Source organism: Streptomyces sp. NPDC054834, assembly GCF_053611185.1.
Genome location: NZ_JBSGZV010000047.1, coordinates 14,897 through 34,138, shown reverse-complemented (window position 1 = coordinate 34,138; position 19,242 = coordinate 14,897). Strand labels below are relative to the sequence as shown.

22 protein-coding genes and 1 pseudogene are annotated in these 19,242 nt (G+C 70.1%); 19 read left to right on the top strand and 4 right to left on the bottom strand.

Features of this window, described 5'->3' with window-relative positions; all coding sequences use genetic code 11:
- Positions 1-180: 180 nt before the first annotated feature.
- The gene (locus ACWGJM_RS39760; protein WP_453416620.1) at positions 181-1,887 is read right to left on the bottom strand and encodes a chitinase; all 1,707 of its coding nucleotides are present in this window, start codon (positions 1,885-1,887) and stop codon (positions 181-183) included.
- A 305-nt stretch (positions 1,888-2,192) separates the two neighbouring features.
- On the opposite strand from ACWGJM_RS39760, the gene ACWGJM_RS39755 reads away from it, so the two are divergent.
- The 14 genes from ACWGJM_RS39755 (at position 2,193) to ACWGJM_RS39690 (ending at position 13,228) form a co-directional block, all read left to right on the top strand.
- Positions 2,193-3,023, top strand: a complete 831-nt coding sequence (locus tag ACWGJM_RS39755) for a hypothetical protein (protein ID WP_453416663.1) — start codon at positions 2,193-2,195, stop codon at positions 3,021-3,023.
- A 73-nt stretch (positions 3,024-3,096) separates the two neighbouring features.
- Entirely contained in the window at positions 3,097-3,798 is a 702-nt protein-coding gene (cpaB, locus tag ACWGJM_RS39750; protein WP_453416619.1) for a Flp pilus assembly protein CpaB, read from the top strand.
- A 12-nt stretch (positions 3,799-3,810) separates the two neighbouring features.
- Positions 3,811-5,061: an AAA family ATPase gene (locus ACWGJM_RS39745; protein WP_453416618.1), complete on the top strand. Its 1,251-nt coding sequence runs from the start codon at positions 3,811-3,813 to the stop codon at positions 5,059-5,061.
- Positions 5,062-5,108: 47 nt separating this feature from the next.
- On the top strand, positions 5,109-5,438 hold the full coding sequence (locus ACWGJM_RS39740) for a pilus assembly protein (RefSeq protein WP_453416662.1): 330 nt from the start codon (positions 5,109-5,111) through the stop codon (positions 5,436-5,438).
- A 1-nt stretch (position 5,439) separates the two neighbouring features.
- The gene (locus tag ACWGJM_RS39735; RefSeq protein WP_453416617.1) at positions 5,440-5,799 is read left to right on the top strand and encodes a TadE/TadG family type IV pilus assembly protein; all 360 of its coding nucleotides are present in this window, start codon (positions 5,440-5,442) and stop codon (positions 5,797-5,799) included.
- Positions 5,800-5,817: 18 nt separating this feature from the next.
- The gene (locus tag ACWGJM_RS39730) at positions 5,818-7,155 is read left to right on the top strand and encodes a CpaF family protein (RefSeq protein ID WP_453416616.1); all 1,338 of its coding nucleotides are present in this window, start codon (positions 5,818-5,820) and stop codon (positions 7,153-7,155) included.
- Positions 7,156-7,164: 9 nt separating this feature from the next.
- Positions 7,165-8,109 (top strand): type II secretion system F family protein, encoded by a 945-nt coding sequence (locus ACWGJM_RS39725; protein WP_453416615.1) that lies wholly within the window; start codon positions 7,165-7,167, stop codon positions 8,107-8,109.
- Between the two features lie 16 nt (positions 8,110-8,125).
- Positions 8,126-9,013: a DUF5936 domain-containing protein gene (locus tag ACWGJM_RS39720; protein WP_453416661.1), complete on the top strand. Its 888-nt coding sequence runs from the start codon at positions 8,126-8,128 to the stop codon at positions 9,011-9,013.
- 20 nt (positions 9,014-9,033) lie between these two features.
- Entirely contained in the window at positions 9,034-10,350 is a 1,317-nt protein-coding gene (locus ACWGJM_RS39715; RefSeq protein ID WP_453416614.1) for a sensor histidine kinase, read from the top strand.
- A gap of 13 nt (positions 10,351-10,363) precedes the next feature.
- Complete coding sequence (locus ACWGJM_RS39710; protein WP_453416613.1) at positions 10,364-11,101, top strand: response regulator; 738 nt, start codon at positions 10,364-10,366, stop codon at positions 11,099-11,101.
- Positions 11,102-11,193: 92 nt separating this feature from the next.
- Positions 11,194-11,388 (top strand): Flp family type IVb pilin, encoded by a 195-nt coding sequence (locus tag ACWGJM_RS39705; protein ID WP_453416660.1) that lies wholly within the window; start codon positions 11,194-11,196, stop codon positions 11,386-11,388.
- Positions 11,385-11,999 (top strand): pilus assembly protein TadG-related protein, encoded by a 615-nt coding sequence (locus ACWGJM_RS39700; protein WP_453416659.1) that lies wholly within the window; start codon positions 11,385-11,387, stop codon positions 11,997-11,999. The genes ACWGJM_RS39705 and ACWGJM_RS39700 overlap by 4 nt, the downstream gene beginning before the upstream one ends.
- Positions 12,000-12,015: 16 nt before the next feature.
- A complete protein-coding gene (locus ACWGJM_RS39695; protein ID WP_453416658.1) occupies positions 12,016-12,600 on the top strand; it encodes a hypothetical protein in 585 nt (194 codons plus the stop codon).
- A 7-nt stretch (positions 12,601-12,607) separates the two neighbouring features.
- Positions 12,608-13,228 carry an OmpA family protein gene (locus ACWGJM_RS39690; RefSeq protein WP_453416612.1) on the top strand — a complete coding sequence of 207 codons (621 nt, stop codon included), beginning with the start codon at positions 12,608-12,610 and terminating at the stop codon, positions 13,226-13,228.
- A 5-nt stretch (positions 13,229-13,233) separates the two neighbouring features.
- Here the strand turns inward: ACWGJM_RS39690 and ACWGJM_RS39685 are convergent, their stop codons facing one another.
- Together ACWGJM_RS39685 and ACWGJM_RS39680 are read right to left on the bottom strand one after the other, a co-directional pair.
- On the bottom strand, positions 13,234-13,425 hold the full coding sequence (locus tag ACWGJM_RS39685; RefSeq protein ID WP_453416611.1) for a hypothetical protein: 192 nt from the start codon (positions 13,423-13,425) through the stop codon (positions 13,234-13,236).
- A gap of 10 nt (positions 13,426-13,435) precedes the next feature.
- The gene (locus tag ACWGJM_RS39680; RefSeq protein ID WP_453416610.1) at positions 13,436-13,645 is read right to left on the bottom strand and encodes a Scr1 family TA system antitoxin-like transcriptional regulator; all 210 of its coding nucleotides are present in this window, start codon (positions 13,643-13,645) and stop codon (positions 13,436-13,438) included.
- Position 13,646: 1 nt separating this feature from the next.
- Between ACWGJM_RS39680 and ACWGJM_RS39675 the strand changes: the two are divergent.
- Positions 13,647-13,745 (top strand): annotated as a pseudogene (locus tag ACWGJM_RS39675) (ATP-binding protein); the annotation flags it as partial.
- A gap of 104 nt (positions 13,746-13,849) precedes the next feature.
- Here ACWGJM_RS39675 and ACWGJM_RS39670 read toward each other — a convergent pair.
- A complete protein-coding gene (locus ACWGJM_RS39670; protein ID WP_453416609.1) occupies positions 13,850-14,236 on the bottom strand; it encodes a DUF192 domain-containing protein in 387 nt (128 codons plus the stop codon).
- Positions 14,237-14,296: 60 nt separating this feature from the next.
- On the opposite strand from ACWGJM_RS39670, the gene ACWGJM_RS39665 reads away from it, so the two are divergent.
- The 4 genes from ACWGJM_RS39665 to ACWGJM_RS39650 all read left to right on the top strand — a co-directional run bounded on the left by ACWGJM_RS39665 (position 14,297) and on the right by ACWGJM_RS39650 (position 19,183).
- Complete coding sequence (locus ACWGJM_RS39665) at positions 14,297-15,169, top strand: LLM class flavin-dependent oxidoreductase (RefSeq protein WP_453416608.1); 873 nt, start codon at positions 14,297-14,299, stop codon at positions 15,167-15,169.
- A 110-nt stretch (positions 15,170-15,279) separates the two neighbouring features.
- Positions 15,280-16,065, top strand: a complete 786-nt coding sequence (locus ACWGJM_RS39660; RefSeq protein WP_453416607.1) for a methyltransferase domain-containing protein — start codon at positions 15,280-15,282, stop codon at positions 16,063-16,065.
- Between the two features lie 643 nt (positions 16,066-16,708).
- Positions 16,709-17,482 (top strand): isoprenyl transferase, encoded by a 774-nt coding sequence (locus ACWGJM_RS39655; RefSeq protein ID WP_453416606.1) that lies wholly within the window; start codon positions 16,709-16,711, stop codon positions 17,480-17,482.
- A gap of 375 nt (positions 17,483-17,857) precedes the next feature.
- Positions 17,858-19,183 carry a PhoH family protein gene (locus ACWGJM_RS39650; protein ID WP_453416605.1) on the top strand — a complete coding sequence of 442 codons (1,326 nt, stop codon included), beginning with the start codon at positions 17,858-17,860 and terminating at the stop codon, positions 19,181-19,183.
- Positions 19,184-19,242 lie beyond the last annotated feature (59 nt).

Here is a 19,242-nt window from a genome sequence, read left to right as displayed (position 1 = left end):
CCGGGGTCGCCGGATGTGGGGTGGAGTGGAGCTGGGGGTGCGGGTGCTGTGCGTCCGCTGTGCGGTTGGCGCTCATGGTGTCGTCTTGACATGATCGGGTCAAGGGTGCATCAAAAGAGGGGGGCGGGGGCATACCGGCCCCCGCCCCCACCTCACGGTGTGGTCTTCGCTCACCGCCCCCTACGGCAGCCCGTGCACATGCGCCCCCACCGCACTCGACCACGCGTTCCCCGACGCCGCGTCCCAGTTGGTGGACCAGGTCATCGCGCCCCGCAGGTCGGGGTAGGTCCTGGAGGGTTTGAAGGAGCCGCAGCCGGTGCCCTTGGCCAGGCAGTCGAGGGCGTTGTTCACCACCGTGGGTGAGACGTACCCGCTGCCGGCCGCGCTGGTCGAGGCCGGCACGCCGAGCCCGACCTGCGAGGGGGACAGCCCGCCCTCCAGCTGGATGCAGGCCAGGGCCGTCAGGAAGTCCACCGAACCCTGGGAGTACACCTTGCCGTCGCAGCCCAGCATGGAACCGCTGTTGTAGTACTGCATGTTGACGACCGTGAGGATGTCCTTCACGTTCAGGGCCGTCTGGAAGTAGGCGTTCGAGGTCGACTGCATGTCGATCGTCTGCGGTGCCATCGTGATGACGAGGGACGAGCCCGCCTTCGCCGACAGGGCGCGCAGCGCCTGGCTCATGTACGTCGCGTTGAGGCCGTTCTCCAGGTCGATGTCGACGCCGTCGAAGCCGTACGTCTGCATCAGCGAGTACACGGAGTTGGCGAAGTTCGCCGCCGAGGTCGTGTCGCTCACCGACACCGTGCCGTTCTGGCCGCCGACGGAGACGATGACCTTCTTCCCGGCCGCCTGCTTGGCCTTGATGTCGGCCTTGAACTGGTCGACCGTGTAGCCGCCCAGCCCGGAGGAGTCGAGGTTGAAGGTCACGGCGCCCGGGGTCGACGTGGCGTCCGCGAAGGCCACCGCGATGATGTCGTACGCGGACGGGACGTCGGCGAGCTTCTGCACCGTGGCCCCGTTGTTGAAGTTCTGCCAGTAGCCCGTCACGGCGTGCTTCGGCAGCGAACCCCCGCCGCCCCCGCCGCCGGTGGCCGCCGTCGTGGCCGTCACCGCCGCCGACTTCGCCGACTCACCCGCCGAGTTGGTCGCCGTGACCTGGAAGGAGTACGACGTGGACGCCGTCAGGCCGGTCACCGTCGCCGAGGTGCCGGAGGCCGATGCCACCTTCGTACCGTTGCGGTAGACGTTGTAGCCGGTCGCGTTCGACACGGCCGACCACGACAGGGACACCGACGAGGACGTCGTACCCGACACGCTCAGACCGCCGGGCGCCGCCGGGACCGTCGGGGCCGGGTCGCCGCCACCGCCGCCGTCCGGGCCGTACACCGAGATGTCGTCGGCGTAGTACGGGGCCTGGCCGTACCAGCCGTGCGTGTACACCGTGACCGACGTCGTCGACGCGCCCGTCGTGAACGTCGTCGACAGCTGCTTCCAGGACGTGGAGTCAGGGGTCCAGTTGGAGACGTCCGTGGTGCCCGTACCCGTCACGCCCAGGTAGGCGTAGCCGCCCTGCACCCACCCGCTCAGGGTGTACGCGGAGTTCGGCTTCACCGCCACCGTCTGGGTGCACTGGGCGTTGTCCTGCCCGGCCGGCGTCGCCTTGAGCGCGGCCGTGCCGCCGTGCACCGGGGAGCCGGTCGTCGTACCGCTGCCCGTGGAGCAGGTCCAGTTGGTCAGGCCGGATTCAAAACCGGCGTTCTTGACGTTGTTCACGTCCGCCGCGGCCGCGGGGGTGGCGGTGAGGCCCGCCAGGGGGAGGGCGAGGGCGAGGGCGCCGGCGGCGGCCCAGCGCACGCGTCTGCTGTGTCCTGTGTGGGGAGGCATGCCTTCCAAGTTGGTCCAGACCAATATGGACTGTCAATAGGTACAGACCAATCCCGGCGACAGGTGAGTGCCGGCCGGATGTTCAACCTGCCCCGTTATGACCGCAGTTGCGCGAAGGCAGTTCCTGTTCAGCTACCCAAACGCTGTTCTCCGGTCACAGAGCCGTGGTTACAGTGCTCACGTAGTCACGCAATGAAGTCGTCTCGGCGTATCGGAGTAACAGCTGCCCGGGCCGACGGGTGTGAAGAGCGGTGAAGAGCGGGGAGCTGCGCGTGCCAACTGCCATTGCCGTGACCAGCGCCGACATGGCGCTGCCGCCGCAGGACGAGCGGACCGTGCCCGCGGTCGTGCTGCGGGACCTCGACCAGCGGCCGCTCGAGGACGCCCTGGCCGAACTCCAGACGCTCGTCGAGCAGCACGGGCACGTCATCGTCGTGTCGTCGCAGGCCGTCCCCGAAGGGGTGACCCGGCGGCTGCACACCCTCCGCTCCCTCATGGAGAGCGACCGCATCGCCCTCTTCCGCCCCGAGCTGCCGCCCCTCGGAGTCGCCGTCCTCGCACGCCAGTTGCGGCAGCTCGCCTCCTGCGACCTCAGCCCGGGCGTGCTCGCCTCCGCCGGCCGGCTGCTCATCCACTACATCCACGCCGGCGCGGTCCTCGGCTCGGTCGCCAAGCTGGACCGCGTACCGGTCGGCCTGAAGGCGCACGCGAAGTCCTGGGTGCCCGGCAGCCAGTTCGCGGTGGCCGCCCACCCCGAGCCGCAGCTCGTGCGGGTCGGGCCCGACGCGGCCCTGAGCGGCCCGGAGTTCAGCACCTGGATGCTGGTCGCCAAGGGGCAGCTCCAGTCCGAGTGGGTCGGGGAAGCCCTGGCCAAGTCCTGGGGTGTGCACGGCCTGCGCGAGACCACGCTGCCCGCCGAGTCCCCGGCCTGGTGGGGGACCGGGAAGGTGGTCGAGTTCTGCAGCCATCTCGCCGACCTGTCGGTGCTCTACCAGCTGGTCACCTCGGTGCGGCGCGGCACCTGCCACTGGTGCGGCATCGACGTCATCGGCGACCGCTGCGTCTTCTGCTCCGCCACCCCGCCGGTCTACGAGCCACCCGCCCCACGCGCACTGGAACAGCGAACGCCCGCCTGACGGCGCCAGCACACCGCTCTCCGCTCACCACCGACCCCGCTCGACCGATTCCCCCAATGAGGTTGCACGGCTCATGAACTCCCGTCAGCGCCGCGGCGTGATACTCCTGATTCTGTCGGTCCTCTGCGCTCTCGGCGCCTTCGCCGGCGTGCTCTCCGTCATGGACGACGTGAAGTCCAAGGTCGGCCCCGAGGTCACCGCGTACCGGATACGGTCCGAAGTGGCGCCCTATACGGCCTTGAACGCCGGGCAGTTCGAGAAGATCAAGATGCCCAGGCGGTGGCTGTCCTCCAACGCGGTCACCAGCCTCCGCGACATCCAGGGCAAGATCGCCGTCACCACCCTGCACGAGGGCTCCCTGCTCCAGACCGACATGATCGTCGACCAGCCCGCGCTCCAGGCGGGCCAGCAGGAGGTCGCCATCATGATCGACGCGGCCACCGGAGTCGCCGGCAAGATCACCCCCGGCTCCCGGGTCAACGTCTACGCCACCTTCGAGGGCAAGAAGGAGGGCGACCCCGACCAGTCGAAGATCATCGTGACCAACGCCCGGGTCCTCGACGTCGGCAAGCTCACCTCCCTGGAGCCCGACAACAAGAACCAGCAGCCCACCGACGCCGTCCCGATCACCTTCGCGCTGTCCACCATCGACGCCCAGCGCATCACGTACGCCGAGTCGTTCGCGCAGCGGGTCCGGCTCGCCCTGGTGGCCCCCGGCAGCGAGACCACCGTCCCCGACAAGGACCGCACGTACGAACTCGCGACGGACAAGTGAGAGGCGCTCCGCATGCCCACCAGGATTCTCCCGGCGGTCGGTGACGCCGACGCGGTCCGGTCCCTCACCACCCTGCTCAGCCAGCTCCCGGACGCCGAACCGGTGCCGCCGGTGGCCGACTCCACCCAGCTCGTCGACACCCTGGCCCGGCTCGCCGCCGAGTCCGTCGACGAGCTGCCCGAGGTCGTCGTCGTACACGAACGCATCGGGCCGGTCCCGGCCCTGGAGCTGATCCGCGAAGTCGCCCTGCGCTTCCCCGCCGTCGGCGTCATCCTCGTCACCTCCGACGCCGGCCCCGGCCTGTTCGCCGCCGCCATGGACTCCGGCGCCCGCGGCCTGGTCACCCTCCCCCTCGGCTACGAGGAACTGGCGATGCGGGTCCAGGCCGTCGCCCAGTGGTCCGTCGGCGTACGACGTCACCTGGGCCACGGCTCCGACGTGCTCGGCGGTGTCGGCGGCACCGTCGTCACCGTCAGCGGCGCCAAGGGGGGCACGGGGGCCACCCTCACCGCCGTCCAGATCGCCCTCGCCGCCCAGGCGTCCGGCAGGAGCACGGCACTCGTCGACATGGACCTCCAGAGCGGCGACATCGCCTCCTACCTGGACATCCAGTTCCGCCGCTCGGTCGTCGACCTGGCGGCCATCACCGACATCTCCCCGCGCGTCCTCGCCGACGCCGTCTTCCGCCACGACACCGGCCTCGCCCTGCTGCTCGCCCCCGGCGAGGGCGAACGCGGCGAGGAGGTCACCGACCGTGCCGCCCGCCAGATCGTCAGCGCCCTGCGCTCCCGCTACGAGGTCGTCGTCGTCGACTGCGGCGCCCAGCTCAGCGGCGCCGGCGCGGCCGCCGTGGAGATGGCCGACACGGCCCTGCTGGTCACCACCCCGGACGTGGTCGCCGTCCGCGCCGCCAAGCGCACGGTGCGGATGTGGGACCGGCTCCAGATCCGCAAGGCCGAGGAGACCACGATCGTCGTCAACCGCCACACCCGCGGTACGGAGATCCAGCCACCCCTCATCCAGCGCATCACCGGCACCGCACTGGCCCGTACCGCCGTTCCCGCCAACTTCAAGGAACTCCAGGCCGCCGTCGACGCCGGGCGGATCCACGAACTCGACAGCCGGAGCACCGTGAAGCAGGCCCTGTGGACCCTCGCGGGGGAGCTGGGTCTGGTCAAGACAGCCGAAGGAGGCCGACGCGGCCGGGCACGCAACGACCGGGCGTCCGTGGGGTTCAGGCGCCGGAGGGAGGCGGGCGGGTGAGACGCAGGGCGGGTGACCGGGGCCAGGTCAGCATCGAGTTCCTCGGCATGACCCCGTTGATCGTGCTGACGCTGGTGCTGATGTGGCAGTGCGTGCTCACGGGGTACGCCTACACGCTCGCTGGGAATGCTGCGGACGAAGGAGTGCGGGCGGGGACAGCGGCGGCGCCGGGGGAGCGACAGGGCGCGTGCGAGCAGGCGGGTCTGGAGGACCTGTCGGAGGCGTGGAAGGGGGGTGCCACGGTGAGTTGCACGACCGGCGGCGGCTACGTCCAGGCCGACGTCTCCCTCAAGGTGCCCGTCCTCTTCCCGGGCAGCATCGACTTCCCGGTGACGGTGCACGGGCACGCGGGCGCGGTGGAGGAGGCGAAGCACTGAGATGTCGTACGACCGCGCACGGCGCCGCGACCGGGGCCAGGTCGCCATCGAGTACCTCGGGTTCATCCCGATCCTCATCCTCGTGGCCATGGCCGGCATCCAGATCGGGGTGATCGCCTACACCGCCCAGCAGGCGGGCACGGCGGCCAGGGCGGGGGCCCGGGCGGCGTCGCTGCGTGACGACGCGCAGCAGGCCTGCGCCCAGGCCGTCAGCAGCTGGCTCGCGGGCGGCACCTCCTGCCCGCCGTCGTACGGCGACAAGGAGGTCACCGTGACCGCCACCGTCCACATCCCCTCCATCGTCCCCGGCTGGGACTTCGGCGACGCCCACAAGACCGCCACCATGCCGCTCGACCACTGACCGAGGAGCCCCCCACCCATGAGTCTCCGCGCACGCATCAACACCCCCGAGGAGCAAGGCAGCCGGGGTGAGGACGGCCATCTGGTCGCCTCCTACCGGGCCAAGCTCCTGGAGGAGATCGACCTCGCGGAGATGAGCTCGCTGGCCGCCGCCGAACGCCGGGCGCGCCTGGAGCGGGTGCTCGGGCACATCATCAGCCGCGAGGGCCCGGTCCTGTCGACGGTGGAGCGCTCCCAGCTGATCCGCCGGGTGGTCGACGAGGCGCTCGGCCTCGGCATCCTGGAGCCGCTGCTCGAGGACGCGTCGATCACGGAGATCATGGTCAACGGCCCGGACGCGATCTTCGTGGAACGCGGTGGCCGGGTCGAGCAGCTGCCGATCCGCTTCGTCTCCCACGACCAGCTGATGCAGACGATCGAGCGGATCGTCTCCACGGTCAACCGGCGCGTCGACGAGTCGAACCCGATGGTCGACGCCCGCCTCCCCTCCGGTGAGCGCGTGAACGTCATCATCCCGCCGCTGTCGCTGACCGGCCCCACCCTCACCATCCGGCGCTTCCCGCGCTCCTTCACCCTCCAGGAGCTGATCGGCCTCGGCTCGCTGGACGAGCACATGGTGTTCCTGCTGGCCGGCCTGGTGCAGGCGAAGTTCAACATCATCGTCTCCGGCGCCACCGGCACCGGGAAAACCACCCTGCTCAACGCCCTGTCCGGCCTGATCCCGGCGCACGAGCGCATCATCACCATCGAGGACTCGGCCGAACTCCAGCTCCAGCAGTCGCACGTGGTCCGCCTGGAGTCCCGCCCGCCGAACGTCGAGGGCAAGGGCCAGGTAACCATCCGCGACCTGGTCCGCAACTCCCTCCGGATGCGCCCCGACCGGATCGTGGTCGGTGAGGTCCGCGGCGGCGAGTCCCTGGACATGCTCCAGGCGATGTCGACGGGCCACGACGGCTCCCTCGCCACCGTGCACGCCAACAGCGCCGAGGACGCCCTCACCCGCCTCCAGACCCTCGCCTCCATGTCCGACGTAGAGGTCCCCTTCGTGGCGCTGCACGACCAGATCAACAGCGCCGTCGACGTCATCGTCCAGCTCACCCGCTTCGCCGACGGCGCCCGCCGCATCACCGAGATCGCCCTGCTGGACAGCCACGGTGGCGAGCCCTACCGCCTCGCCACCGTCGCCCGCTTCGACGCCCGGCCCATGACCCACGACGGCCGCGTGTACGGCAGCTTCCAGTACTTCCCGCTGCCGCGCCGCACCGCCGACCGCCTCTACATGGCGAGCCAGCCGATACCCCAGGCCTTCGGCGTCGCCCACACGCTGGACCAGCTCACCACCCGAGAAGCCAGGTAGGCCACCCCCATGGATCTCCACACCCTCGTCAGCCTCACCACCGGCATCACCCTGCTGACCTGCGTCCTGGCCGTGCTGGGCCTGCACGCCTACGCGGCCGGCCGGGCCCAGCGGGCGGAGCTGGTGGACCGGCTGACGTACACCGGCCAGGTCGCCCTCACCGGCCGCCGGCGCCGCTTCCGCAACCTGGACCGGCGGCTGCGCGGCACCGCACCGGGCCGGAAACTGGAACTGCGGCTGGCGGCGACCGGCCTGGACGTCACCCCGGGCGAGTTCTTCGCGTACATGCTCGCCACGGTGGCGGCGCTCTGGCTGATCGGACAGGCGACCCTGGCCCCCTTCTTCGGCCCGCTCGCCGGACTGCTGGGCGTCTGGGCGGCGTGGCAGTTCCTCAACTGGCAGCGCCAGAAACGCATCGAGCGCTTCATCAACCAACTCCCCGAACTGGCCCGCATCCTGGCCAACGCCACCCAGGCCGGCCTCGCCCTGCGCACCGCCATCGGCATGGCCGCGGAGGAACTGGAGGCCCCGGCGGGCGAGGAACTCGCCAAGGTCGCCGACCAGCTGGCCATCGGCCACTCCATGGACGACGCCCTCGGCGAACTCGCCGACCGCCTCCCCTCCCGCGAACTGGTCGTCCTGGTCACCACCCTGGTCCTGTCCAACAGGGCGGGCGGACAGGTGGTCAGCGCCCTGCGCAACCTCACCGAGACCCTCGAGGAACGCAAGGAGACCCGCCGTGAGATCCGCACCCAGCTCTCCCAGGTGACCATGACCTCGTACGCCGTCCCCGTCCTCGGCATCGGCGCCCTGTTCCTGATGAACGGCGTCAAGGACGGCGCCCTGGACCGCATGACCGGCTCACCGGTCGGCCAGGCCTGCGTGCTCATCGCCTTCGCGCTCTACGCGGTCGGCTTCGTCCTGATCCGCCGCATGAGCCGAATCGACGTCTGAGGGGGTGACCGTCGACATGGGCCTCCTCCTCGCACTCGTCATGGGCCTCGCCGTCCTGGGCGCCTTCATCGGCATCCGCATGTACCGCGCGGACGCCAAACTGCCCGGCGACCTCGCGCTGGCCCTGGAAGTGGGCGCGACCCGCACCGGCGCCGCCAACTCCCTCATCGACCGCATGGGCATGCGCTACGCGCCCGCGGTACTGCGCCTCATGGGCCCCAAGCAGGTCGCCAGGTACCGCCGCAGAATCGACCTCGCGGGCAACCCCGGCGGCCTCACCATCGACCGCTACGCGGCCCGCCGCGCGGTGTACGGAGCCCTCGGCGGCGTCGGCTTCCTGGTGTTCCTGCTGCGCGGCCAGTGGTTCGTCGCACTGCTGCTGCTGGCCTTCGGCGCGTTCTGGACGGAGGTCGGCATCTGGTCGGCGATCCGCATCCGCAAGGACGTCATCGAGCGGACCCTGCCCGACTTCCTGGACGTGCTCGCGGTCGTGGTGAGCGCGGGCCTCGGCTTCCGCCAGGCCCTGGACCGCGTGGCCTCCCGGTACGAGGGCCCCTGGGCCGACGAACTGCGTATCACCCTGCGCCAGATGGACCTCGGCATGAGCCGCCGGGAGGCCTTCGCGGAACTCCGCCGCCGCAACGACTCCGAGCAGGTCGCCATGTTCGTGACCGCACTTCAGCAGGGCGAGGAGCTGGGCGCGCCCATCGTCGACACCCTGGTCGCCCTCGCCAAGGACATGCGCCGCACGGACGCCCAGAACGCCCGCCGCAAGGCCGCCCGCGCGGTACCCCGGGCCACCCTGATGATCACCACCTTCATGGTCCCGGCCACCATGCTCCTCCTCGCCTCGGGCCTGATCCTCGGCTCCGGCGTGGACTTCGGCTCGATCACCGGGAAGTAGAGGGGGGTGGGGTGATGGCGATGGCGACGACGAGGTGGCGGGTGGGACCGGTCCGACGGTGGCGAGCCGCCGACGGCGACGAACTCCCACCGGAGCCACCCGCACCCGAGAAGCTCCAGCTGCGCGCACTGCAAGCCATGTGCCGCCAGGTGTTCGGCTTCCGCCTGGCCATGATCGCCCTGGCCGCCCCCGCGGCCCTGATCAACGCCGCCCCCGGCATCGGCGTCCGTCTGGTGGGCGCGGCGGTGGTCGTCACCTTCATGGCGTCGTACGTCCTGTTCAGGGACTGGGAACGCTTCGGCCCCCTCCTCCTGCGCCACCCCACCCTCCTCGCGGCGGACACCCTTCTGGGCTCCCTGCTCCTGATCTCGGCCGGCCCGGACACGACACTCGCGTACGTGAGCGTCTGCACGCCCCTGCTCGCCGGCCTGGTCTACAGCTGGCGGGGGGCAGCCTGCTTCGCCTCCCTCCAGTCCCTGATCCTGCTCCTGGTCCACGCCACGCTGAAGGGACATCAGCACGCGGACTTGGCCGAGTCGCTGCTCCTGCCCGGCCTGTGCGTCATCACGGGTGCCGTGGGCTCGACACTGCGCAACCTGATGCTCCGCTTCGGCGCGGCCACCCGAACCCTGACGGCGGTCCAGGCCCGCCTGGCGGTGACGGAGGCGGTGAACGCCGAACGCGCGCGCCTGGCCCGCGAGATGCACGACTCCGTGACCAAGACCCTCTACGGCGTGGCCCTGGCCGCGGACGGCCTGGCGGCCTCGGCGTCCGCGGACCGCCAGGACCCGACCGTCCTCCGCGAACAGGCGGAACTGGTGGCCCGATCGGCCCGCAGGGCGGCGTCCGAGGCCAGAGAACTCCTCACCGACCTCCGCCGCGAGAGCGACCCCGCCCACGGCACGGACGTACTGACGGAACTCGCGGCCCGCACCCGTGACTTCACATCCCGCACCGACATCCCGACGACCTACCGCACCCCCACCGACCACGAACTCCCGCCGATCCCCCCGGCGGTGGCCCGCCAACTCCTCACGATCGCCTCGGAGGCGATGGAGAACGCCCACCGCCACGGCGCTCCCACCCACGTGGAGGTCACCGCGGCGGTCGACGGTGACCTCTTCCGCCTGACCGTCTACGACGACGGCCGAGGCCTGCCGCCCGGCACCACCCTCGACCACCTCCGCCGCACGGGCCACTTCGGCGTGATCGGCATGGCCGAACGGGCCGAGTCGGTGGGCGCCGGCTTCCGTATCGGCCGGGGCGACCACTCCCAGGGCACGGAGGTCTGCGTGGAACTCCCGCTGGCGGCCCTGACCCCCGTACCACCTGTATGAGAGGAGGCGCCCCATGCCGCCGAACCCGAGCACGACCCGACCGCTCCGCATCGTGGTGGCCGACGACAACCCGGTGGTCCGGGCGGGCCTGACCGCCCTCCTCTCCGGCCGCGAGGACACCACGGTGGTCGCCGAGGCCGCCAACGGCCGCGAGGCCTGCGACGCGGCCCACCGACACCGCCCCGACGTCGTCCTCCTGGACGTCCGCATGCCCGAGGTGGACGGCCTCGCCGCCCTGCCGCACCTGGTCCCGCTGGCCCCGGTCATCATGCTCACGTACAGCCACGAGTCGGAGACGATCCGGGAAGCGGTACGACTGGGTGCGGCCGGCTATCTGATACACGGCGAGTTCACCGTGGAGCAACTGGTCACGGCTGTACGGGACATCAGGGCGGGCAGGGAGCACTTCACGCCGACGGCGGCGGGGGCGCTGGCCGCCATGCGATTGCCCCGTACGCACGCAACTGCACACGTTGCCGCGAAACTCCCCGCTATCCCAAGCCAATTTGGCCCCCAACGCCTTTCGCAAGTGCAATCATATGTGGGACAGTCAACTAGGTCGCGGTTCCGGCTGAGTACGAGGGAGGCGGAGATCATGGACCTCATCGCAACCGGCATGAACAACCAGCAGATCGCCGCCACCTGCTTCATCAGCGAGAAGACGGTCAAGAACCACATCAACCGGATCTTCGCCAAACTCCACAGCACCAGCCGCTCCCAGGCGGCCGCCAAATGGCTGGGGGTGGCGTGAGATGCCGCGGGATTGGGCCCTGGGGCCCTGTGGCGAGAGGGGCGTTCGGCCGTACGGTGCCCGGGTCGGTAGCGAATCCGGAGGGGAACACCATGAGCAACTGGCTCAACAGCACGGTCACGTACCTACAGGCCCGCGCTGCCCGCAACGACAAGGGTCAGACAGCAGTGGAGTACCTCGGGATCATCGCGGTCGTCGTGGCGATCGTGCTTGCGATCACGGGTACGAGCATCGGCCAGTCGATCTACGACGCGATCACGGCGAAGATCGCCGAAGTCACCGGCTGACGCCTCCCCGCACGTTCGGCGACGCAGGGCAGGCCTTCCCCATCTACATCACGGTGGTGGCGGGTCTGCTCTTTCTCGCGTTCGCCTACCTCGCGGTCGGCCAGGCCGCGGCGAATCGGAACGGCGCCGAGACGGCCGCGGACGCGGCTGCTCTCGCGGCGGCACAGAACAGGCGCGACCAGCTTGCGGACAAGTGGAAGCTGGAGGTGCTCGATCCGACCAAGTGGCAGGAGATCTTCCACGGCAATGTGGATGTCGACCCCTCGTGCTGGCGGGCGTATCAACTCGCTGCTCAGAACGACGCCACCGTGAACGACTGCGCGCCTGATGGGCTGCTGGGCTTCACGGTGCAGCTCAAGACCTCCAAGCCCGTCGGGGACTCCGTCGTCCCCGGCACCGAGAACATGCACTCGACGGCGACCGCCACGGCTGTGATCGAGCCGCTGTGCACGTTCGAGCTCCCCGGTGGGGACGGTGGGCACGACACGCTGCCGCAGCTCAACTGCAAGGATCGGGACTGGGACCTGGACCCCCATGACCTCACCCACCTCCCGAAGCCTGAGGACCTCTTTGACGTCCACCTGGCCGACCCACAAGCGAACGACGAGTGAAGAAGGAAGCAAAGCGATGATCATTCGGTTCACTCCGAAGGCCCGCAGGGGGTTGGTCGCGCTGACGATGACGGCTGGTCTCACCCTCGCTGCGGTCGGCTGCGGTGGCGGTGGCGGCGGCGATGACAAGAAGCCGGAGACATCGGCATCTGCCTCCAAGGGCGGAGGCTCCGATCCGAGTGCCCAGGAGGGGCAGTCGGACGAGCCCTTGGCGGAACTGAAGGGCTCAGACGGTCTGATTCTCCAAATCACCTCCGCGCAGCGTGACTCCGGTGGCTTTGTCACGGTGAACGGCACTTTGAAGAACGACGGGGCGAAGAGCCTCGTCGTCCCGTCTGCCCTGAGTGGCAACGAAACCGAGATCGTCAGAAACGGCAGGTCTCTGGGCGGCGCCACACTGATCGATCCCAAGGGCAAGAAGCGGTACTACGTCCTGCGGGACACGGACGGCCGTCCACTGACCACCACAGGCTTCTCGACGCTCAAGGCCGGCGACAGTCTGACCGTCTTCATGCAGTTCCCGGCACCCCCGGCGGGTACGACCGACGTGGACTTCCAACTGCCCACTTTCGCTGCCGCCTCCATCCAGATCTCCGGGTGAGGCCCCCGTGACCCAAACCCGCCACCTCCCCCTCGCGGTGACCGCCGCCGCCTTCCTCCTGCTCGCCCCGACGACCGCTCAGGCCGACGACACGGACCCCAGCGTCCCCCCGGGCACCGAGCCCTCCGCCTCCGCCCCGGTGAAGATCGACCCCACCGACCCGGACCTCAAGCTCCCCGAGGGTGCCACCCTCGCCGATCCCAAGGTGCTGGACATCAAGTCGGTCGTCGAGGACCAGAGCGGGGACGAACGCCGCGAGGACACCAACGCGGACGTGAAGTTCGCCCTTCAGGCAGAGGTGCTGTTCAGCAAGGACAGCGCCAAGCTGAGCGGCGAGTCGAAGGCCCGTATCGGCGCGATCGCGGAGGAGATCAAGAAGCAGAACGCGACGCAGGTCAGGGTCTTCGGCTTCACCGACAACCTGGGTTCGTCGGCCCACGGCGACGTACTGTCGCGGCAGCGGGCCAACGCCGTACAGGCGGTCCTGGACCAGGACCTGAACGACTCGGACATCACCTTCGAGGTACGGGGCTACGGCGAGCAGTACCCGATCGCGGACAACTCGACGGAGGAGGGCCGCAGGAAGAACCGCCGGGTCGAGGTCACCTTCCCGCGCACGGGAAGCTGACGGACCTACAGCAGGTGATCGGCCTTCCCGGCCTTGATCTCCCGTATGAGAGTGCGGAGCGCTTCGTGGGTGTCGGTGACGTAGCGCTCCTCCTGCCCGGCGACGGTGATGTAGGCGTTGCCTTGGGGGTCGGTGCCTATGCGGAAGCAGTTGTTTCCCTCGCCGCAGAAGGGGTCTTCCCAGGTGATGTCGGTCATGGTGGCTCCCTCAGGGCTCTTGGGCGACGGTCCGGACGAGGTCGCGGGAGGCCGCCGGTGACAGCGCCGCCTCGTCCATCCAATCCAAGTGGGCACGGTACTTGGTGAGCTGCGCCTCGGCGCCGGTGAATCCCGGGCCGTGCGCGGAATCCAGTTGCACCGTATCCAGTTGGGGGACGGTCGGCGTAGAGCAGAGCGTGGCCCGCACCCGGGAAACCATGGGCGACTGGGGCTTCGGCGAAGCACGCGAACCAGGTGGCGGCACGCGTATGTGGGCGGTACTGCCCCGAACCACAGCGCGCGCCTACTTGAGGAGCTGAAGCGTGACGTTTGGCAGATATGGGCCACGCTGCGACCTCCGCACCTGCGGATTTGCTGTCCGGGCCTGGCCCATATCTGCCAAACGGTCACAGGCGCAGGCAGATCAGCCTCCCTCGACCTCGCCCCCGACCTCGACCGCCACCCGCACCCCCACCCGAACCCCCCACCCCGCCATCGCCCCCGCCTCCGCCTCCAGTACGTGCCGGGCGCGGAGCCGGGGCAGGCCCAGGCGGCCGGGTCGCATGGTGCGTACGGCGATGACGTCGAGCCGGCGGTCGAGGTAGGCGACGTCGATGGGCATCCGCATGCGGAAGGTGTGCACACCGCTGGCCGGCGACAGCAGCATGGCCCCGTCCAGGGAGTCCCGCCCCAGAAGCCCCTTCGTGCGGGCGCGGTAGGAGGCCGCGATCTCCAGGGGGATGCCGGCGCCGGCCGATCCGCCGTCCCCGAGGACAGTGAGTCTGCCCCGCCCGTCCCGCCAACGCCCCATGGAAGTGACCGTACCCGGAAACCAGTTGTGGGCCGCGCCGTCGGCGGATACGAATGTGGCATGACTGCACTCGGTGTCGTATTCCGTCCCCAACTGCCCCCGGAACGCCTCCGGGCCGTGGCCCGGCTCGCGGACAGCTCGGGGCTCGAGGAACTCTGGTTGTGGGAGGACTGCTTCCGGGAGGGCGGGATCTCCACGGCCGCCGCCGCGCTCGCGTGGACCGAGCGGGTGCGGATCGGGGTCGGGCTGCTGCCCGTGCCGTTGCGGAACGTCGCCGTCACGGCGATGGAGGCGGCCGGGTTGCACCGGATGTTCCCGGGGCGCGCGACGGTCGTCGTCGGGCACGGGGTGCAGGAGTGGATGGGGCAGGTGGGGGCGCGGGCCGAGTCGCCGGTGACGCTGCTGCGGGAGTATCTGCTGGCGCTGCGGGCCCTGTTGCGCGGGGAGCGGCTCACCACCGAAGGGCGGTACGTGAAGCTGGACGACGTCGCTCTCGACTGGCCGCCCCAGGAGGCCGTTGAGGTGCTCGCCGGTGCCACCGGGCCGCGTACGCTGCGGCTGGCCGGTGAGGCGGCGGACGGGACGTTGCTCACCGCGAGCACGGCACCGGACGGTGTACGCGCGGCGCGGCGACTCATCGACGAGGGGCGGAAGGCGGCCGGGCGGGACGACTCCCACAAGGTCGTCGTCTATCTGCTCGCCGCCACGGGTGACGATGCCGCCGCGCGGCTGAGTGCCGAGCTGGCCGCCGAGGGGCTCGCCGACGTCCCGGATCTCGGTGTCGCCGGGGACGCGCGGGCCGTCGCCGAGGCCGTGCGGAGGATCGCCGACGCCGGGGCCGACACGGTGGTCCTCCAGCCGACGGCCGACGAGCCCGACCCCGAGGGGTTCGTACGGTTCGCGGCCGAGGAGGTGCGGCCCCTCGTGCCGTAGGCGGGTAGTGGCTCGGGCGTGCCGTACCGGGGCAGAGGCATCGGCAGCCGGGCCCCTGACGCCGGGAAAATCAGCGGCGCCCCCCGACACCCGCCTGCCACGATCACCGCATGGCAGAGAGCCGTACGTTCGAGGACCTGGTCGCCGAAGGCGTCGCCGTGCCGACCGAGGGGTGGGACTTCTCCTGGTTCGAGGGGCGGGCCACCGAGGCGCGGCCCTCGTGGGGGTACGCCCGCTCGGCGGGGCACCGGCTGGCCGGGGCCACGGCCGTGCTCGACGTCCAGACCGGGGGCGGGGAAGTGCTCGACTTCGCCCTCGGTACGGCGGCTCCCGGCCGGCCGGTGCTGGTCGCCGCCACCGAGGGCTGGCCGCCGAACGTGGCCAAGTCGACGGCTCTGCTGCGGCCGCTGGGCGTTGCGGTGGTCGCCGCGCCGGAGGACGCGCCGCTGCCCTTCGCCGACGAGGCCTTCGACCTGGTCCTCAGCCGGCACCCGGTGCGCCCGCAGTGGGGGGAGATCGCCCGTGTGCTGAGGCCGGGCGGGGCCTACTTCGCCCAGCACGTCGGGCCGAGCAGCGTCTTCGAGCTCGTGGAGTACTTCCTCGGGCCCCAGCCGGACCAGGTGCGCAGCGGCCGGCATCCCGAACGGGAGCGGGCCGAGGCCGAGGCGGCGGGGCTGGAGGTCGTCGATCTGCGGGCCGAGCGGCTGCGGATGGAGTTCCACGACATCGCCGCCGTCGTCCACTTCCTGCGCAAGGTGATCTGGATGGTGCCCGGTTTCACGGTGGAGGCGTACGAGTCCCGGCTGCGCGACCTGCACGAGCGGATCGAGACCGAGGGGCCGTTCGTGGCGCACAGCACCCGGCATCTCTTCGATGCCCGGAAACCGGCGGAGTAGCAAATCGGGCTATGAGGGCAAAGGTGGATGGATTGCCCGGGTGTTCATCTTTCATCTCCCTGGAGTTTCCGCATCGTTATCCCTGGCGACTCGTGTGCGCGGCGCGGCTCGCGTAAGTTCAGACCAAGGTAATTCGCGCATGCAAAGTCGCGCGGGTGGTACCGCGCAGTGGAGGGGGCTGCGCGGTGCCGGAATCCGCTCGGCGTGTGCGTCAAGCGCCCGTTCGCGACCGGGTCGCCCGTCGGAGGGATGCGGGGTTCGGCCGACCGGGTGGTGCCCGAGGGGGTGCGGATCCTCTTGATCTCTCCGTATACGGCCTGTTTGCCTGGGAATCCGCTGTGTTTCAGCCAGACGAACCCCTTGAATGAAGCATTCCGTGCTCACCGCCGCGTCGTCGGGCGACTTCGGAGAGTAGTTGTCCGGCGTTGATGCACGCATTCGCCCTTACGAAGGGTTATGGTGGAACCCCCCCCTCGGGCCGGTCCGTCTCCCCCCCACGGACCGGCCCGTTTTTTTTCCGGCCCCACGAGTTCCCCAGGGGTCGCGCCCGACTGACCGCCTCGGGCCCGGAATCCCCCGCCAAAGCCCCGCAGGGGTAGGCTTCGCCCGCGGGGACCGCCATACCGGAGGGGCTGACAATCACGTGAACCTGCGCGACAGGCTGCGCGGCCTGCTGGTCAGGCTGTACGCACGCCGGGTGGAAGGCCACCTGGACCACGCTCAGGTGCCCAAGCACATCGGCGTCATCATGGACGGCAACCGCCGCTGGGCGAAGGCCGCCGGCTCCAGCACCGTCCACGGACACCGGGCCGGTGCCGACAAGATCGAGGAGTTCCTCGGCTGGTGCACCGAGACGGACGTCGAGGTCGTCACCTTGTGGCTGCTGTCCACGGACAACCTCGACCGGCCCAAGGAGGAGCTCGTCCCGCTCCTCGGCATCATCGAGGGCGTCGTGCGCACCCTGGCCGCCGACGGCCGCTGGCGGGTGCACCACGTCGGCACGCCCGACATCCTGCCCTCCCAGATGCAGACGGCGCTGAAGGAGGCCGAGGAGGCGACCGCGCACGTCGACGGGATACTGGTCAACGTCGCCATCGGCTACGGCGGCCGCCAGGAGATCGCCGACGCGGTCCGCTCGATGCTCCACGACGCCCAGGGCAAGGGGGTCTCCCTGGAGGACCTCGCCGAGTCCGTCGACGTCGACATGATCGGCCGTCACCTCTACACCCGCGCCCAGCCCGACCCCGACCTGGTGATCCGCACCAGCGGCGAGCAGCGGCTGTCCGGATTCATGCTGTGGCAGACGGCCCACTCGGAGTACTACTTCTGTGAGGTCTTCTGGCCGGCCTTCCGCAAGGTCGACTTCCTGCGCGCCCTGCGCGACTACGCCGCACGTCACCGGCGTTACGGCGGCTGAGCGGCGGGTACCCGCTCCCAGGACGTACCCCTGGGAGAAAGGGTCGCGTATACCCCGTTTCAGGCGGATGTAACAAGGAGTTCACCGGCGCGCCGTCTCATGCATTTGCATGGCGCCGCTTGTTCGAGGGCATAAGCCAAGCAGGTCGACACCCGAACCACGGGCGTCGCATCTCAGCGGACGGCACGGGGCCGTCCGCCCGGGAGGCCCTTTGCACCAGCCCGACCGTGCGTTCTCTGCACGGAAGCAGCCGCGGAGGGCCGGTTCTCGGCCCGCCGCGCGCGGGACCGGCTACCGGCCCGACTGGTTCCCGTCCACCCGGCCCAGTCTCCTTCTCGTCGCTCCCCGACCTCATCCGAGGGGGTACGTCCTTCCGTGGTGACCAGCACAAAGCGCCACAAGCCAGACCGGCGCACCTATGTTCTCGACACCAGCGTCCTGCTGGCCGATCCGAACGCCCTGACCCGCTTCGAGGAGCACGAGGTCGTGCTCCCCATCGTCGTGGTGACGGAGCTGGAGGCCAAGCGGCACCATCCCGAACTCGGCTACTTCGCCCGGCAGGCCCTGCGCCTGCTCGACGACTACCGGGTGAAACATGGTCGCCTCGACGCCCCCATCCCGACCGGGGAACTCGGTGGAACCGTCCGTGTCGAGCTCAACCACTCGGACCCCAGTGTGCTGCCCAGCGGCTACCGCATGGGGGACAACGACTCCCGCATCCTCGCGGTCGCCCGCAACCTGCAGGCGGAGGGGTACGACGTCACCGTCGTGTCGAAGGACCTGCCGCTCAGGATCAAGGCGTCGTCCGTGGGCCTCCTCGCAGAGGAGTACCGGGCCGAACTCGCCATCACGGACTCCTCCGGCTGGACCGGGATGTCCGAACTGACCCTGCCCGGCGAACAGGTGGACATCCTCTTCGAGGAAGGCCATGTGTACGTGCCGGAGGTCTCCGACCTCCCGGTGCACACCGGCCTGACGATCCAGTCGGAGCGCGGCAAGGCGCTCGGCCGGGTCACCGCCGAGGGGAACATCCGGCTGGTGCGCGGCGACCGGGAGGTGTTCGGCATCAAGGGCCGCAGCGCCGAGCAGCGGATCGCGCTCGATCTGCTCCTCGACTCGGACGTCGGGATCGTCTCGATGGGCGGCCGGGCCGGCACGGGCAAGTCGGCGCTGGCGCTGTGCGCGGGCCTGGAGGCGGTCCTGGAGCGCCGCCAGCACCAGAAGGTGATGGTCTTCCGCCCGCTGTACGCGGTCGGCGGCCAGGAGCTGGGCTATCTGCCGGGCTCCGAGGCGGAGAAGATGAGCCCTTGGGCCCAGGCGGTCTTCGACACCCTCTCCGCGGTCACCAGCCGCGAGGTCATCGAGGAGGTCACCGCGCGCGGGATGCTGGAGGTCCTGCCGCTCACCCACATCCGTGGCCGTTCACTCCACGACGCGTTCGTGATCGTGGACGAGGCGCAGTCGCTGGAACGGAACGTTCTGCTGACCGTTCTGTCCCGAATCGGCGCCAACTCGCGGGTCGTTCTGACCCATGACGTGGCGCAAAGGGACAATTTGCGAGTCGGTCGTTACGACGGTGTGGTCGCCGTGGTGGAGAAGCTGAAGGGGCATCCGCTCTTCGCGCATGTCACGCTGACGCGGTCCGAGAGGTCCCAGATCGCTGCACTTGTGACCGAAATGCTTGAGGACGGCCACATCTGAAGCAAGTGACCAATTAGGTCGATTCGGCAGTCAGTTGGCGCCGTCCGGCAAAGGCGTAG

Bases quoted from the DNA above. Each gene is read 5' to 3' on its own strand.
- ACWGJM_RS39760 (WP_453416620.1), bottom strand. From the start codon at position 1,887: ATGCCTCCCCACACAGGACACAGCAGACGCGTGCGCTGGGCCGCCGCC.
- ACWGJM_RS39755 (WP_453416663.1), top strand. From the start codon at position 2,193: ATGGCGCTGCCGCCGCAGGACGAGCGGACCGTGCCCGCGGTCGTGCTG.
- cpaB (WP_453416619.1), top strand. From the start codon at position 3,097: ATGAACTCCCGTCAGCGCCGCGGCGTGATACTCCTGATTCTGTCGGTC.
- ACWGJM_RS39745 (WP_453416618.1), top strand. From the start codon at position 3,811: ATGCCCACCAGGATTCTCCCGGCGGTCGGTGACGCCGACGCGGTCCGG.
- ACWGJM_RS39740 (WP_453416662.1), top strand. From the start codon at position 5,109: ATGACCCCGTTGATCGTGCTGACGCTGGTGCTGATGTGGCAGTGCGTG.
- ACWGJM_RS39735 (WP_453416617.1), top strand. From the start codon at position 5,440: ATGTCGTACGACCGCGCACGGCGCCGCGACCGGGGCCAGGTCGCCATC.
- ACWGJM_RS39730 (WP_453416616.1), top strand. From the start codon at position 5,818: ATGAGTCTCCGCGCACGCATCAACACCCCCGAGGAGCAAGGCAGCCGG.
- ACWGJM_RS39725 (WP_453416615.1), top strand. From the start codon at position 7,165: ATGGATCTCCACACCCTCGTCAGCCTCACCACCGGCATCACCCTGCTG.
- ACWGJM_RS39720 (WP_453416661.1), top strand. From the start codon at position 8,126: ATGGGCCTCCTCCTCGCACTCGTCATGGGCCTCGCCGTCCTGGGCGCC.
- ACWGJM_RS39715 (WP_453416614.1), top strand. From the start codon at position 9,034: ATGGCGACGACGAGGTGGCGGGTGGGACCGGTCCGACGGTGGCGAGCC.
- ACWGJM_RS39710 (WP_453416613.1), top strand. From the start codon at position 10,364: ATGCCGCCGAACCCGAGCACGACCCGACCGCTCCGCATCGTGGTGGCC.
- ACWGJM_RS39705 (WP_453416660.1), top strand. From the start codon at position 11,194: ATGAGCAACTGGCTCAACAGCACGGTCACGTACCTACAGGCCCGCGCT.
- ACWGJM_RS39695 (WP_453416658.1), top strand. From the start codon at position 12,016: ATGATCATTCGGTTCACTCCGAAGGCCCGCAGGGGGTTGGTCGCGCTG.
- ACWGJM_RS39685 (WP_453416611.1), bottom strand. From the start codon at position 13,425: ATGACCGACATCACCTGGGAAGACCCCTTCTGCGGCGAGGGAAACAAC.
- ACWGJM_RS39680 (WP_453416610.1), bottom strand. From the start codon at position 13,645: ATGGTTTCCCGGGTGCGGGCCACGCTCTGCTCTACGCCGACCGTCCCC.
- ACWGJM_RS39670 (WP_453416609.1), bottom strand. From the start codon at position 14,236: ATGGGGCGTTGGCGGGACGGGCGGGGCAGACTCACTGTCCTCGGGGAC.
- ACWGJM_RS39665 (WP_453416608.1), top strand. From the start codon at position 14,297: ATGACTGCACTCGGTGTCGTATTCCGTCCCCAACTGCCCCCGGAACGC.
- ACWGJM_RS39660 (WP_453416607.1), top strand. From the start codon at position 15,280: ATGGCAGAGAGCCGTACGTTCGAGGACCTGGTCGCCGAAGGCGTCGCC.